Annotated in this window: 1 protein-coding gene; it reads left to right on the forward strand. The window is 72.6% G+C overall.

What is annotated here, in order from left to right:
* Window positions 1-91 precede the first annotated feature (91 nt).
* Complete coding sequence (locus AC07GB_RS05990; protein ID WP_478842015.1) at window positions 92-15,100, forward strand: type I polyketide synthase; 15,009 nt, start codon at window positions 92-94, stop codon at window positions 15,098-15,100.
* Window positions 15,101-15,103 lie beyond the last annotated feature (3 nt).

Below are 15,103 nucleotides of genomic sequence, written 5' to 3' on the forward strand. Positions count from 1 at the left end.
AGTCCGCCCGGCACAGACCGCACCACTGCGGCGTCCGGTACGGACCTCATCACTACGGGTACGGAATCTCACCCAAAGGGGCAGCAAGCACATGTCGACCGACGACAAGGTCCTCGACTACCTGAAGCGCCTGACCGCGGACCTGAGGCAGACCAAGCAACGGCTCCGCGAGGTCGAGGAGAAGGACAGCGAGCCGATCGCGATCGTCGGCATGAGCTGCCGTTTCCCCGGTGGAGTCGAGTCGCCGGAGGACCTGTGGCGACTCGTCGAGTCCGGTACGGACGCGGTGTCCGCGTTCCCCGCCGACCGCGGCTGGAACGTGGAGTCGCTGTACGACGCCGACCCCGACCACTCGGGCACCACCTACGCGCGTAACGGCGGATTCCTCCTCGCCGCCGCCGAATTCGACGCGGGCTTCTTCGGGATCTCGCCGCGCGAGGCCCTCGCGATGGACCCGCAGCAGCGGCTGCTCCTGGAAACCTCCTGGGAGGCCTTCGAGCGGGCCGGTATCGACCCCAACTCCCTGCGGGGCAGCCGTTCCGGCGTGTTCGTCGGTACGAACGGCCAGGACTACGCGGCGCTGCTCATGGCCGCTCAGGAGGCCGTCGAGGGGTACGCGGGCACGGGCATCTCGGCGAGTGTCATCTCCGGGCGCCTGTCGTACACGTTCGGTTTCGAGGGCCCGGCGGTGACGGTGGACACGGCGTGCTCGTCGTCCCTGGTGGCACTGCATCTCGCTGCGCAAGCCCTGCGTGCGGGCGAGTGCGAGCTGGCCCTTGCCGGTGGCGTGACGGTGATGTCGACGCCGGGCGCGTTCATCGAGTTCAGCCGTCAGCGGGGCTTGTCCCCGGACGGCCGCTGCAAGGCGTTCTCCGACAGCGCTGATGGCACGGGCTGGGGTGAGGGCGTCGGCATGCTGCTGGTCGAGCGCCTCTCTGACGCGCAGCGCAAGGGTCACCAGGTCCTTGCGGTGGTGCGTGGCTCGGCGGTGAACCAGGACGGCGCCTCCAACGGCCTCACCGCTCCGAACGGGCCCTCGCAGCAGCGCGTGATCCGTCAGGCCTTGGCGAGCGGGGGCCTGACCCCCGCCGACGTGGACGCGGTCGAGGCGCACGGTACGGGCACCACCCTCGGTGACCCGATCGAGGCGCAGGCTTTGCTGGCCGCCTACGGCCAGGACCGCCCCGAGGACCGGCCGCTGTGGCTCGGCTCGGTGAAGTCCAACATCGGGCACACGCAGGCCGCCGCCGGTGTGGCAGGTGTGATCAAGATGGTGATGGCGATGCGGCACGGCGTGCTGCCGCAGACGCTGCACGTGTCCGAGCCGTCGTCGCACGTGGACTGGTCCGCCGGTTCCGTAGAACTACTGACGGAAGCTCAGCGGTGGCCGGAGACGGGCCGGGTGCGCCGCGCGGGTGTGTCGTCGTTCGGTGTGAGTGGCACGAACGCGCACACCGTCATCGAGCAGGCTCCGCAGGAGGAGCCCGTGGTGTCCGCGCGGGTGGATGGTGTGGTGCCGTGGGTGCTGTCGGCCCGGAGCGCGGAGGCACTGCGGGAACAGGCCGCGCGGCTGCGCTCGGGTGTGGATGGTCTGCATCCTGCGGATGTCGGCCTCTCACTCGCGACGACACGAGCGTCGTTCGAACACCGCGCCGTCGTCATCGCCGACACCCCGGAAGACCGGCTGACGGCCCTGGCCGCGCTGGCCGAGGGCAGGGAGGCGGCGGGTGTCCTGACGGGCTCTGTCGCATCGGGGCTGTTGGGCTTCCTGTTCTCGGGCCAGGGGTCACAAAAGCTGGGCATGGGACGGGAGTTGGCCGAGCGGTACCCGGGGTTCGCCGAGGCCCTGGACGAGGTCCTGGATCTCTTGGTGCCTGAGGTCCGTGAGGTCCTGTTCGGTGAGGACGCGGAGGCGCTGAACCAGACCGGGGTGACACAGCCCGCGCTGTTTGCGGTGGAGGTGGCGCTGTTCCGCCTCCTTGAGTCGTGGGGCGTGCGCCCCGACCTGCTCGCCGGTCATTCGATCGGCGAGCTGGCTGCCGCGCATGTGTCCGGTGTGTGGTCGCTGGCGGACGCGGTGAAGGTGGTGTCGGCCCGTGCCGGGCTGATGCAGGCGCTGCCCGATGGCGGTGCGATGGCGGCGATCCAGGCGACTGAAGCAGAGGTTGCTGCGGACCTGCCGGAGACCGTCGGTATCGCGGCGGTGAACGGCCCTTCCTCGGTGGTCGTTTCGGGTGTGTCCGCTGATGTGGAGGCCGTGACCGAACAGTGGCGTGAGGCGGGTCGGAAGGTGTCCCGGCTGAAGGTCAGCCATGCGTTCCACTCACCCCTGATGGACCCGATGCTGGACGAGTTCCGTGCGGTGCTTGAGGAGGTGTCGTACGAGGCACCCGAGATCCCGGTCGTGTCCACTCTGACGGGCCGGATGGCCAGTGCCGAGGAGTTGGCGTCGCCGGAGTACTGGGTGCGGCACGTCCGCGAGTCGGTGCGGTTCGCCGACGCCGTGAACACGCTCCTGGGGGACGGCGTCGGCACGTTCGTCGAGGTCGGGCCGGGCGGGACGCTGTCGGCGCTGGGGCCGGAGTCGGTGCCCGACGCCGCCTTCGTGCCGGTGCTGCGGGCCGGCCGGCCCGAGGAGGCCGCGCTGATGTCCGCGCTGGCACAGCTGTTCACGCGGGGCGTACGGCTGGACTGGGAAGCCTTCTTCGCCGGTCGTGGTGCGCGGGTGGTGGACCTGCCGACGTATGCGTTCCAGCGTGAGCGTTTCTGGCTGGATGTGGTGCCGTCGGTGGGTGATGTGTCGGCGGCCGGCCTCGGCGCGGCGGAACACCCGCTCCTCGGTGCGAGTGTGGCGCTCGCCGGTACGGATGGTGTGTTGCTGACGGGGCGGCTGTCGGTTCAGTCACATCCGTGGCTGGGCGAGTACGTGGTCCAGGGCGCGGTGGTGCTTCCCGCATCGGCTTTCGTGGAGTTGGCGGTGCGGGCGGGGGATCAGGTCGGGTGTGATCTGGTGGAGGAGTTGTCGCTGGAGGCGCCTTTGGTGTTGCCGGTGGATGGTGCGGTGCGGGTGCAGGTGTGGGTGGGTGGTGAGGGTGCGCCGGGTAGGCGGGAGCTGACGGTTCACTCCAGTGTGGGTGAGGTGGAGGAGGGGCGTTCGTGGACGCGGCATGCCACGGGTGTGTTGTGTGAGGGCGGGCGCTCGGGTGGGGTGTCTGTGGAGGCGTGGCCGCCTGTGGGGGCGGAGGTTGTGGAGCTGGACGGGTTCTACGACCGGCTGGTTGATGCCGGTTTGAGCTATGGGCCGGTGTTCCAGGGCTTGAGGTCGGCTTGGCGTGCGGGCGACGAGGTGTTCGGCGAGGTCGTACTGCCGGACGGTGTGAAGGCGGAGGGCTACGGTCTGCATCCGGCACTGTTGGACGCGGCACTGCATGCGGTGGGCCTGGCGGAGGACGACGGTGACCCCGGCCGGTTGCCGGTGTCGTGGTCGGGTGTGCGGCTGCATGCTTCGGGTGCGACGGTACTGCGGGTGCGGTTGACGCCGACGGGCTCGGGCGAGGTGTCGTTGACGATCGCCGACGGGGCGGGTGCTCCGGTCGCCACTGTGGATTCGCTGGAGCTGCGGCCGGTGTCGGAGGTGCTGGCGGCGCGGCAGGGCTGGGATGCGCTGTTCGGCGTCGACTGGGTGCCGGTCCCTGTGCTGGAGAGTGCTGCTCCGAGGGTTGAGTGGTCCGACCTGGAGGAGCTGGCGCGGTCGCAGGCTGCGGAGTCGTCGGACTTCGTTGTTCTGTCGTGCCCGGTCGGTTCCGGGTCGGATCCGGTGTCGGGTGCGCGTGAGGCTGCGTACTGGGCGTTGAGTGTGGTCCAGGCTTGGTTGGCGGGGGAGCGGTTCGAGTCGGCTCGTCTTGTGGTCGTGACCCGGGGTGCGGTCTCCGACGAGGGAGTACGGGATCTGGCGCAGGCAGCTGTGTGGGGCCTGGTGCGTTCGGCTCAGTCGGAGAACCCGGACCGGATCGTGTTGGTGGACCTGGATGACGAGGCGGCCTCGCGTGAGGTGTTGCCTTCGGCGCTGGCCACCGGCGAGCCCCAGTTCGCGGTGCGCGCGGGGGTGATGAGGGCGCCTCGCTTGGTGAGGGCCGGGCAGCCGGTGGTGGATGACCCCGGCTTCGGCGCGGGCACGGTATTGGTCACCGGGGCGACGGGCACGTTGGGCGGTGTGGTGGCCCGGCACCTGGTCACGGAGCGCGGTGTGCGCAACCTGCTGCTGGTGAGCAGGCGCGGTGCGGCTGCCGAGGGCGCGGAGGCGCTGCGGGACGAACTCACCGCGCAGGGCGCCGAGATCGTCTTCGCGGCCTGTGATGTATCGGACCGGGAGGCTCTCGCGGCCCTGTTCGCCGAGCACCCCGTGACCGCCGTGGTGCACACGGCTGGTGTGCTGGACGACGGCACGATCGGTTCACTGAACGCCGAGCGGATCGACACGGTGTTCCGGCCGAAGGTCGACGCGGCCTGGCATCTGCATGAGCTGACCGCCGACATGGACCTGTCCGCGTTCATACTCTTCTCCTCCGCCGCCGGAGTGCTCGGTGGCCCTGGCCAGGGCAACTACGCGGCGGCCAACGCCTTCCTGGACGCGCTCGCCGAGCACCGCCGTGCCGCCGGTCTGCCCGCCACCTCCCTGGCGTGGGGCCTGTGGGCCGAAGGCGGCATGGCCGAAAGCCTCGACGACGCGGATGTGCGACGGATGGCCCGGGGCGGAGTGCTTCCGCTCGACCAGGCCGAGGGACTGAGGCTGTTCGACGCGGCGTGCACCACCGGGCGGGCCCTGGTGGCGCCGGTGCCACTGGACCTGCCGGCGTTGCACCGACAGGCGCGTTCGCAGCCCGTACCGCACCTCCTGCGGGGCCTCGTACGCGGAACGGCACGCAGAACCGCCACATCCGCAGCCGAACGTTCCGCGCTGGCACAGTCCTTGACAGGCATGACCGCTGCGGAGCGAGAGAAGGCCCTGCTGGACCTCGTGCTCGGCCACGTCGCCCTCGTGCTCGGCCACAGCTCCGCGCACGCCATCGCCCCTGACCGCGCCTTCAAGGAACTGGGCTTCGACTCGCTCAGCTCCGTCGAGCTGCGCAACCACCTGGGCGCGGCCACCGAGCTGTCCCTGCCCGCCACCCTGGTCTTCGACTACCCGACCCCCGCCGCTCTGGCCGCACACCTGGGTGCCGAACTGCTCGGCGGAGTGGTGGATGTCGTGGCCCCCGGACCCACCGTGCCGGGCGCGACCGACGAACCGATCGCCATCGTCGCGATGAGCTGCCGTTTCCCCGGCGGGGTCGAGTCGCCGGAGGACCTGTGGCGTCTGGTGACCGAGGGCGGTGACGCGGTGGCGGAGTTCCCGGCCGACCGTGGCTGGGACCTGGAGGGGCTGTACGACCCGGACCCCGACGGTGTGGGTACGTCGTACTCCCGCATGGGTGCCTTCCTCGACGGCGTGGCGGACTTCGACCCGGCGTTCTTCGGCATCTCGCCGCGCGAGGCCCTGGCGATGGACCCGCAGCAGCGGCTGCTCCTGGAAACTTCCTGGGAGGCCTTCGAGCGAGCGGGCATCGACCCGAACTCCCTGCGGGGCAGCCGCTCCGGCGTGTTCGTCGGCACCAACGGCCAGGACTACGCGGCGCTGTTGATGGGCGCCCGGGAGAGCGTCGAAGGCTTCGCGGGCACGGGCATCTCGGCGAGTGTCATCTCCGGGCGCCTGTCGTACACGTTCGGTTTCGAGGGTCCGGCGGTGACGGTGGACACGGCGTGCTCGTCGTCCCTGGTGGCACTGCATCTCGCTGCGCAAGCCCTGCGTGCGGGTGAGTGTGAGCTGGCCTTGGTCGGCGGTGTGACGGTGATGTCGACGCCGGGTGCGTTCATCGAGTTCAGCCGTCAGCGGGGGCTGTCGGTCGACGGCCGGTGCAAGGCCTTCTCCGACAGCGCCGATGGCACCGGCTGGGGTGAGGGTGTCGGCATGCTGGTCGTCGAGCGCCTCTCGGACGCCCAGCGCAACGGGCACCAGGTCCTTGCGGTCGTACGTGGCTCGGCGGTGAACCAGGACGGTGCTTCCAACGGCCTCACCGCTCCGAACGGGCCGTCACAGCAGCGGGTCATCCGCCAGGCCCTCGCGAGCGCGGGCCTGGCTCCGTCCGATGTGGACGCGGTCGAGGCCCACGGCACCGGCACGAAGCTGGGCGACCCCATCGAGGCCCAGGCGCTCCTGGCCACCTACGGGCAGGACCGCCCCGCCGACCGGCCGCTGTGGCTCGGCTCGGTGAAGTCCAACATCGGCCACACCCAGGCCGCCGCCGGTGTCGCCGGTGTGATGAAGATGGTCATGGCGATGCAGCACGGGATACTGCCGCGCACCCTGCACGTATCTGAGCCGTCTCCGCATGTGGACTGGTCCACAGGAGCCGTAGAACTGCTCACCGGTGAGCGCGAGTGGCCCGTGGTGGACCGACCCTGGCGGGCAGGCGTGTCCTCGTTCGGCTTCAGCGGCACCAACGCGCACGCCGTCATCGAGCAGGCCCCTGTGACCGAACCGGTGGAGGTCTCCGAGCCGTTGCCGCAGGGCGCGGTCGTGCCGTGGGTGCTGTCGGCGCGGTCAGGCGAAGCGCTGCGGGAACACGCCGCTCGGCTCCAGTCCTTCGTGGACGGGTCGCCCGATCTGTCCGTGACGGACGTGGGCCGTGCGCTGGTCTTCTCGCGGGCGCTGCTGGAGCACCGTGCGGTGGTGGTCGGTACGGACCGGTCCGAGTTGCTGACTGCTCTGGAGGCCGTCGCCGAGGGGCGGGCGACCGGTGCTGCGGTTACGGGCGTCGGCACCGAGCCCGGCCGGGTGGGCTTCCTGTTCTCCGGGCAAGGGGCCCAACGGCTCGGGATGGGCCGGGAGTTGGCGGGACGGTTCCCCGTGTTCGCCGAGGCACTGGATCAGGTGCTGGCGGAGTTCGGGCCGGAGGTCCGTGCGGTCCTGTTCGGCGAGGACGCCGAGGCGCTGAACCACACCGGGGTGACACAGCCCGCCTTGTTCGCCGTCGAGGTGGCGCTGTTCCGCCTGCTCGAGTCCTGGGGCATTCGCCCTGACCTGCTCGCCGGACACTCGATCGGTGAGCTGGCCGCCGCGCACGTGGCCGGTGTGTGGTCGCTCGCTGATGCGGCCAAGGTGGTGTCGGCGCGCGCCGGGTTGATGCAGGCGCTGCCCGAGGGCGGTGCCATGGTGGCGATCCAGGGTTCCGAGGCGGAGGTGGTCCCGGACCTGCCGGACACGGTGGGGATCGCGGCGGTGAACGGCCCCTCCTCGGTGGTCGTCTCGGGCGTTGCGGCTGACGTGAAGCAGGTCGCGGAGCGGTGGCGCGAGGCAGGCCGGAAGGTGACCCGGCTCAAGGTCAGCCATGCTTTCCACTCACCCCTGATGGACCCGATGCTCGACGAGTTCCGCCAGGTGCTGGACGCGGTGTCGTACGACGCGCCGGTGATTCCGGTCGTCTCGACGCTGACGGGCTGGGAGGCGAGTGCCGAGGAGTTGGCGTCGCCGGAGTACTGGGTGCGCCATGTGCGGGAGTCGGTGCGGTTCGCCGATGCCGTGATCACGCTGGTGGAGGCAGGCGTCGGTACGTTCGTCGAGGTCGGGCCGGGTGGGACGCTGTCGGCGCTGGGGCGGGAATCCGCGCCGGACGCGGACTTCGTACCGGCGCTGCGCACCGACCGCCCGGAGGAGCCCGCGCTGATGTCGGCGGTGGCACGGCTGTGCGCGCGGGGTGTTCAGGTGGACTGGGAGGTGTTCTTCGCCGGTCGCGGTGACCGGCTGGTCGACCTGCCGACGTACGCCTTCCAGCGTGAGCGTTTCTGGCTGGACGCGTTGCCGTCGACGGGTGATGTGTCGGCGGCCGGCCTCGGCGCGGCGGAACACCCGCTCCTCGGTGCGAGTGTGGCGCTCGCCGGTACGGATGGTGTGTTGCTGACGGGGCGGCTGTCGGTTCAGTCGCTGCCGTGGCTGGGTGAGTACGTGGTCCAGGGCGCGGTGGTGCTTCCCGCATCGGCGTTCGTGGAGTTGGCGGTGCGAGCGGGGGACCAGGTGGGATGTGACCTGGTGGAGGAGCTGACGCTGGAGGCACCACTGGTCCTTCCCGGGCATGGCTCGGTGCGGGTGCAGGTGCGGGTCGGCGCCCAGGACGCCTCGGGCAGGCGCGAACTCACCGTCCACTCCGGCACGGGCGAGGCGGAGGAAGGCCTCGCGTGGACGCGGCATGCCACGGGCGTGCTGGGCGAGGGCGAGGACACGGGCGGGGCCGCCCTGGTCGCGTGGCCGCCCGCCGGGGCCGAGGTCGTGGAGCTGGACGGGTTCTACGACCGCATGGCTGATGCCGAGTTCGTCTACGGGCCCGTGTTCCAGGGGCTGCGGACCGTGTGGCGTGCGGGCGACGAGGTGTTCGCCGAGGTCGTACTGCCGGACGGTGTGAAGGCGGAGGGCTACGGTCTGCATCCGGCTCTGCTGGACGCGGCACTGCACGCCATGGGGTTGATGGGTGAGGCCGACGGCCCGGGCAGGCTGCCGTTCTCGTGGTCGGGCGTGCGGCTGCACGCTGCGGGGGCGAGGGAGCTGCGCGTGCGCCTGGCGCCCACGGGCCCGGACGGGGTGTCTCTGGCGGTCGCCGATGGAGCGGGTGCTCCGGTGGCCACCGTGGACTCGCTGGTACTGCGCCCTGCCGGGCCGGCCCAGGTCGCGAGTGGCGACAACCCGAGTGATGCGCTGCTCGCCGTCGACTGGACGACGGTTCCCCTGCCCGACGGGGACCTCCCGGCGACCCGGTGGTCCGACCTGGAGGAGCTGGCGCAGTCGAAGGACGCGGAGTCGTCGGACTTCGTCGTGCTGCCGTGCCCGGTCGATTCCACGTCGGATCCGGTGTCGGCTGCGCGTGAGGCTGCGTACTGGGCGTTGGAGGCGGTCCAGGCCTGGCTTGCAGGGGAGGGGTTCGAGTCGGCTCGTCTTGTGGTCGTGACCCGGGGCGCGGTTCCCGATGAGGGAGTACGGGATCTCGCGCAGGCAGCTGTGTGGGGCCTGGTGCGTTCGGCTCAGTCGGAGAACCCGGACCGGATCGTGTTGGTGGACCTGGATGACGAGGCGGCCTCGCGTGAGGTGTTGCCTTCGGCGCTGGCCACCGGCGAGCCTCAGTTCGCGGTGCGCGCGGGGGTGATGAGGGCACCTCGCTTGGTGAGGGCCGGGCAGCCGGCGGTGGACGACCCCGGCTTCGGCGCGGGCACGGTCCTCATCACGGGCGCCACCGACCCCCTGGGCGCCACGGTTGCCCGGCACCTGGTCACCGAGCGCGGCGTACGCGACCTGCTGCTGGTGAACAGCCCCGGAACCGAGGACCCGCAAGCCCTGCGAGCCGAACTCACCGCGCACGGCGCCGAGATCATAAGCGCAGCGTGCGACCCGGTCGACCGGGAGGCTCTCGCGGCCCTGCTCGCCGAACACCCCGTGACCGCCGTGGTGCACACGGCTGGTGTGCTGGACGACGGCACGATCGGCTCGCTGAGTCCGGAGCGGATCGACACGGTGTTCCGGCCGAAGGTCGACGCGGCCTGGCATCTGCATGAGCTGACCGCCGACATGGACCTGTCCGCGTTCGTACTCTTCTCCTCCGCCGCCGGAGTGCTCGGTGGGCCCGGCCAGGGCAACTACGCGGCGGCCAACGCTGTCCTCGACGCGCTCGCCGAGCACCGCCGTGCCACCGGTCTGCCCGCCACCTCCCTGGCCTGGGGCCCGTGGGCCACGGCCGACCGCAGCCTCGACGAGACCGACGTACGACACCTCATCGGTGGCGACGCGGTCCCGCTCAGCGAGGCCGAGGGGCTGAGGCTGTTCGACGCGGCGGGTGTCGCCGGGCGGGCCGTGGTGGCGCCGGTGCCGCTGGACCTGCCGGCGTTGCGCCGGCAGGCGCGAAGCCAGCCCGTGCCGCACCTGCTGCGCGGTCTGGTGCGCGGCGCGGCACGCAGGACCGCCGCGCCCGTAGCGGCACGCTCCGCGCTGGCGCAGTCCCTGGCCGGTCTGAGCGAGGCCGAGCGGGACAAGGCCTTGCTGGACCTCGTGCTCGGCCACGTCGCCGCCGTGCTCGGCCACAGCTCCGCGAACGCCGTCGCACCCGACCGCGCCTTCAAGGAACTCGGCTTCGACTCGCTGACCGCGGTCGAGTTCCGGGACCGGCTCAACGGGGCCACCGAGCTGCGCCTGCCCGCCACGCTCGTCTTCGACTACCCCACACCCGCCGCGCTCGTGGCGTTCATGGCCGCCGAGTTCGCGGGCGCTCCCGCCGCCGTGGAGGCCGTCCGCACCACCGCGGCGGTGGCCGACGAGCCGATCGCCATCGTCGGGATGAGCTGCCGCTACCCCGGCGGGGTGAACTCGCCCGAGGACCTGTGGCGGCTCGTACACGACGGCGTGGACGCCATCAGCGAGTTCCCCGGCAACCGCGGCTGGGACCTGGACGCCCTGTACGACCCGGACCCCGACCACCTGGGGACCACGTACACCCGCGAGGGCGGCTTCCTGCACGACGTCGACCAGTTCGACGCGGCCTTCTTCGGGATCTCGCCGCGCGAGGCCCTCGCGATGGACCCACAGCAGCGGCTGCTCCTGGAAACCTCCTGGGAGGCCTTCGAGCGGGCCGGGATCGACCCGCACGCGGTACGGGGGCGCGACATCGGCGTCTTCGCCGGGACCAGCATCCAGGACTACGTCACCGCGCTGGTGGCCAGCGGGGAGAGCGTCGAGGGGTACGTCGGCACGGGCAACGCGGCGAGCGTCATGGCGGGCCGGCTCTCGTACACCTTCGGCCTCGAAGGGCCCGCGGTGACGGTCGACACCGCGTGCTCGTCGTCGCTCGTGGCGCTGCACCTGGCCGCGCAGGCGCTGCGCCAGGGGGAGTGCACGATGGCGTTGGCGGGCGGAGTGGCGGTGATGTCGACGCCGGGCGCGTTCCTGGACTTCAGCCGCCAGCGCGGCCTGTCCGCCGACGGCCGGTGCAAGCCGTTCTCGTCGGACGCCGACGGCACCGGCTGGGGCGAGGGCGCCGGAATGCTCGTCCTGGAGCGGCTCTCCGACGCCCGGCGCAACGGCCACCAGATCCTCGCGGTCGTACGCGGGTCCGCGGTGAACCAGGACGGCGCGTCCAACGGCCTGACCGCCCCCAACGGCCCCTCGCAGCAGCGCGTCATCCGCCAGGCCCTGGCCGGCGCGGGCCTGGCGCCCGCCGACGTGGACGCCATGGAGGCCCACGGCACCGGGACGAGGCTGGGCGACCCGATCGAGGCCCAGGCGGTCCTCGCCACCTACGGCCAGGACCGCCCCGACGGCCGGCCCCTGTGGCTCGGGTCGCTGAAGTCGAACATCGGCCACACCCAGGCCGCGGCCGGGGTCGGCGGCATCATCAAGATGGTCATGGCGATGCGGCACGGCGTCCTGCCGAAGACGCTGCACGTCGCCGAGCCGACCCCGCAGGTCGACTGGTCCACCGGTGACGTCGAACTCCTCACCGAGGCCCGCCCCTGGCCGGAGACGGGCCGCCCGCGCCGGTTCGGCGTGTCGTCGTTCGGGTTCAGCGGCACCAACGCGCACGCCGTCATCGAGCAGGCGCCGGTCACCAAGACCGCCACGCCGGGCACGTCGGCCGGTGAGCCCGCACCGGACACCTCCGCGCCGCCCCTGCCGCTGCTGCTCTCGGCCCGCGGCGACGAAGCCCTGCGGGCGCAGGCCGACCGGCTGCGCGCCCACCTCGTCGCGCACCCGGAGCTGAACCCGCTCGACGTCGCCGCCACCCTCGCGGGAGCCCGCGCCGCCCTGGACCACCGGGCGGCCGTCATCGGGCAGGACGGCGAAGGACTGCTCACGGCCCTCACGGCGCTCGCGGAGGGGCGGACAGCGGGCGGTCTCGTCTCCGGCGTCGCCGCGGCGCGCCGCGTGGCGTTCCTCTTCTCCGGCCAGGGCGCACAGCGGCTGGGGACGGGACGCGAACTGTACGACCGCTTCCCGGTGTTCGCCGACGCGCTCGACGAGGTCCGCGTCCACCTCGACGCCCACTCCGAACGGCCGCTCCTTGACGTCCTGTTCGGCGACGACGCCGACGCGCTGAACGCGACGGGGGTGACGCAGCCCGCGCTGTTCGCCGTCGAAGTGGCGCTGTTCCGGCTCCTCCAGTCGTGGGGCGTACGGCCGGACGTGCTGGCCGGGCATTCGATCGGCGAGCTGGCCGCCGCCCACGTGTCCGGTGTGTGGTCGCTGCCCGACGCCGCCGCGGTGGTGTCGGCCCGGGGCCGCCTGATGCAGGCGCTGCCCGAGGGCGGCGCGATGGTCGCGGTCCGGGCCACCGAGGCCGAGGTCCTGCCGGAGCTGCCCGACACCGTGGGCGTCGCCGCGGTGAACGGCCCGGCGTCGGTGGTCGTCTCGGGGGCCACCGCCGACGTCGAGGCGGTGGCGGAGCGGTGGCGTGCCGAGGGGCGCAAGGTGACCCGGCTCCGCGTCAGCCACGCGTTCCACTCGCCGCTCATGGAACCGATGCTCGACGACTTCCGCCGCGTCGTGGAAGGCGTGGACTTCCAGACACCGGCCATCCCCATCGTGTCCACGCTGACGGGCGAGCCGGTCTCCGCCGAGGAACTCGGCTCGGTGGACTACTGGGTACGGCACGTGCGGGAGCCCGTACGGTTCGCCGACGCCGTCAGCACGCTCCGGGAGCAGGGCGCGGACGTGTTCGTGGAGATCGGGCCCGGCGGGACGCTCACCGCGCTCGGCCAGGAGACGGCGTCCGACGCCGCGTTCGTGCCCGTACTGCGCGGCGACCGGTCCGAGGCGCTCGACACGGTGACGGCCGCGGGCAGGCTGCACGTCCTCGGCGTCGTCGTCGACTGGAGCGCGCTGACCGCCGGCGGCACGCTCGTCGACCTGCCCACCTACGCCTTCCGGCGGCAGAGGTTCTGGCCGGCCCCGGCCCCCGCGGGCGGCGCCGCCGATGCCGTCGACTCGCGGTTCTGGGCCGCCGTGGCGGACGGCGACCTCGGCGAACTCGCCGACGAGCTGGCCGTCCCCCTCGACGCCCCGCTCGCGGAGGTACTGCCCCGGCTCTCCTCGTGGCGCCGCGAACAGGCCGAGAACTCCGCGGTCGACGCGCTGCGCTACCGCGTCGCCTGGCGGCCGGTGAGCGAGCCCACCGCCGCACTGGCGGGCACCTGGCTCGTCGTCAGCCGCGACGGCGCCGGGGAGGAATCCGCCGCCGCCGCGCTGAGCGGGCACGGCGCGAAGGTCCTTCCGGTCCACACCGGCGAGGCCGTGGACCGCGCGTCACTCGCCGCCCGGATACCGGCCGCCGAGCCCGTGGCGGGCGTGCTCTCGCTGCTCGCGCTCGACCCCGCGCTGCCCTCCGGCGGCCTGGCCGCGACCCTCGCCCTCGTCCAGGCCCTCGGCGACACCGGCCTCGCCGCGCCCCTGTGGTGCGCGACGCGGGGCGGCGTCGCGACCGGCGGCTCCGACGTGCCCGTCGACCCCGGCCAGGCGCTGGTGTGGGGGCTCGGCCGGGTCGTCGGCCTGGAACACCCCGAGCGCTGGGGCGGCCTGGTCGACCTGCCCGCGACCCTGGACGAGCGCGCCGGGGCCCGCCTCGCGGGCATCCTGTCCGGCGAACCGGGAGAGGACCAGGTCGCCCTGCGCCACGGCGGAGTGCTGGCCCGGAGGATCACACGGGCTTCCGCAGGGCGCGTCAAGGACTGGTCACCCACCGGCACGGTCCTGGTCACCGGCGGCACCGGCGCGCTCGGCACCCACATCGCCAAGTGGCTGATCGCGAAGGGCGCCGAGCACCTGCTGCTGACCAGCAGGCGCGGCCCGAAGGCCGAGGGCGCCGAGGAGCTGCGCGCCGAGCTGACCGCGCTGGGCGCCCGCGTCACGATCGCCGCGTGCGACGTCGCCGACCGGGACGCGCTCGCGGACCTGCTGGCATCGGTGCCCGCCGAGTTGCCGCTCACCGCGGTCGTGCACGCGGCGGGCGTCCTGGACGACGGCGTGCTGTCCGCGCTCACCCCGGACCGTCTCGACGCCGTACTGCGGCCGAAGGTCGACGCCGCGGTCAACCTGGACGAACTGACCAGGGACCACGACCTGTCGGCGTTCGTGATGTTCTCCTCGACGTCCGGCGCGCTCGGCGGCCCCGGCCAGGGCAACTACGCGGCGGCCAACACCTTCCTCGAAGCCCTCGCCGACCGGCGCGCGGCAGCGGGCCTGCCCGCCACCGCCGTCGCCTGGGGGCCGTGGGGCGGCGGCGGCATGGCCGAGGGGCCGCTGGGCGACCAGCTGCGCCGCCGCGGCATGCCCCCGATGCGGCCAGAGCAGGCCATCGCCGCCCTTGACCGGGCCGTCCGCCAGGACGACCCGACCGCGCTGGTGGCGGACATCGACTGGGACGTCTTCGCGCCGGGCTTCACGTCCGTGCGGCCGAGCCCGCTGCTGCGCGAGCTGTACGACGGGCCCCGCGCCCAGGCCGCCACGGACGCGGCGGCGCCGGCCGGCCGGGCGGCCGAGCTGGCCGCGCTGTCCGGGCCCGAGCGCGAACGCGCCGTCCTCGACCTGGTGCGCGAGCAGGCGGCCGCGGTCCTCGGCCACGACGGCACCAAGCTGGTGGAACCCGGCCGCGCCTTCCAGGAGCTGGGCTTCGACTCGCTCACCGCGGTCGAGTTCCGCAACCTCCTCAACTCCCACACCGGGCTCAGCTTGCCCGCGACGCTCATCTTCGACCACCCCACGCCGTCCGCGCTCGCCGCGCACGTACTCGACGCACTGCCCGGCGGCGGTACGCCGGCCATCGACGCCGAGCTGGACCGCCTGGAGTCCGCCCTGTCCCTCCTGACCCCCGACGACCAGCAGAACGCCGCCGTCAGCGCCCGACTCCGCGCGCTGCTGTCCATGTGGGACGAGGCGCACACCCGTACGGAACCCGCCGAGTCCACCACGGACGCGCGCACGGCCACGGCGGACGAACTGCTCTCGCTGCTCGACGAACAACTCGGTAGGTCCTGAGCC

Source organism: Streptomyces sp. NPDC045778, from assembly GCF_056431945.1.